This is a genomic window from Neisseria sp. P0021.S006, assembly GCF_051956895.1.
Genome location: NZ_JBQCWZ010000392.1, coordinates 1 through 1,282, shown reverse-complemented (window position 1 = coordinate 1,282; position 1,282 = coordinate 1). Strand labels below are relative to the sequence as shown.

At 38.4% G+C, this 1,282-nt stretch carries 2 protein-coding genes; both read left to right on the top strand.

Annotation, left to right across the window (positions count from 1 at the left end; genetic code table 11):
* The first annotated feature begins 408 nt into the window (after positions 1–408).
* Positions 409–654 carry a hypothetical protein gene (locus tag ACTHUM_RS14415; RefSeq protein WP_070461575.1) on the top strand — a complete coding sequence of 82 codons (246 nt, stop codon included), beginning with the start codon at positions 409–411 and terminating at the stop codon, positions 652–654.
* Positions 651–1,127, top strand: a complete 477-nt coding sequence (locus ACTHUM_RS14410) for a hypothetical protein (protein WP_070461574.1) — start codon at positions 651–653, stop codon at positions 1,125–1,127. Before ACTHUM_RS14415 ends, ACTHUM_RS14410 begins: the two co-directional genes overlap by 4 nt.
* Positions 1,128–1,282 lie beyond the last annotated feature (155 nt).

Sequence of the window (1,282 nt, the reverse complement as noted above, 5' to 3'; positions counted from 1 at the left end):
CGCATACAGGCAATTATGCGCGCGACCAAATCCTTTATCGCGGCGCACCCTAAAGACATCGCCGTTGAAGCATTGCAGCCGCCGACATCATCCAAATCATTGAAAAACAGCAAATTGAAATAGCACAACGCATTTTCCGCCGCCAATTCAACAGCGGAAAAAATGACGGCGATTGGATAAATCCGCCAAGTAAAAAGGTCGTCTGAAACCCAAAATTTAGGTTTCAGACGACCTTTTGCCGTCATGGCAGCTTTGTTTCTTATCAAATCTGATCGGAAGCAGTTGCCAGTTGCGATACGGCAAGAATATAGTGGATTAAATTTAAATCAGGACAAGGCGACGAAGCCGCAGACAGTACAGATAGTACGGAACCGATTCACTTGGTGCTTGAACACCTTACCAGGAACTATGGAAGTTTTAAAAAAGATTGGCACCACAGGCAACTCAGCCACAGGCAAACTTTTTCCAGATTTACCTCGCACAAATAAGGGATGGACTGAAAAAACACAAGTGCAATTCAAGCTTGAAGGCCAAGGAAAACCACATGTGAATAAAGGAAAAGGGGTAGTCAATACAGGGCTGGGGAAATCTGGCGGTAAAGAAACTTTTGAGAAACAGATTATTTATTTTGAAAAAATTGGAGACGTAAAATGAGTTATTTGATTTTGGATGATGATATGTATTTAATCTATGATTTTAAAAAAGTCATGAAAAGAGAAAAAGAATTTATTGAAAAGACAAGATTATTATCATTAAATGACGAAAGTATCTTTGGCATCAAAAAAGACAAAGGCTTATTTGCATCAGAGGAATGGTGGAGTAATATTGATTCCGGACAGATTATCACCAGAAGCGTTTCCGGAGTGATATCGTCAATATATGAAGCGGGAATGGAACGAAGAAATATACCGAATAGTTTTAGTTTTATAGATGGTGAAGGCATCGTAAGGAATGAAAGTATGTATATGATGAATAAATCCGACAGACATTTATTTTGTGAAGGGAAAAAAATTGCTATTTTTTACGCGTATGACGAATTAAAAATATCAAAACAAAGAAAAGGAGACGTAATTGATTTGGAAAACAACTATGTTGAGCAAGTCATTGAAATGGCAATTTCAAAATAATCAGATGACGCCGGAGAGAATTGTTCTCTTTGAGCTAAGGCGAGGCAAAGCCGTACTGGTTTTTGTTAATCCACTATAAAATGAAGTTTTGCCCCATCGGTACAACATCAATATTTTTCAACAAAGGAAACCCCATGTCGTCTGAAAACACCCTC

Excerpts from the sequence above, each read along its gene's own strand:
- ACTHUM_RS14415 (WP_070461575.1), top strand. The coding sequence starts at position 409 with ATGGAAGTTTTAAAAAAGATTGGCACCACAGGCAACTCAGCCACAGGC.
- ACTHUM_RS14410 (WP_070461574.1), top strand. The coding sequence starts at position 651 with ATGAGTTATTTGATTTTGGATGATGATATGTATTTAATCTATGATTTT.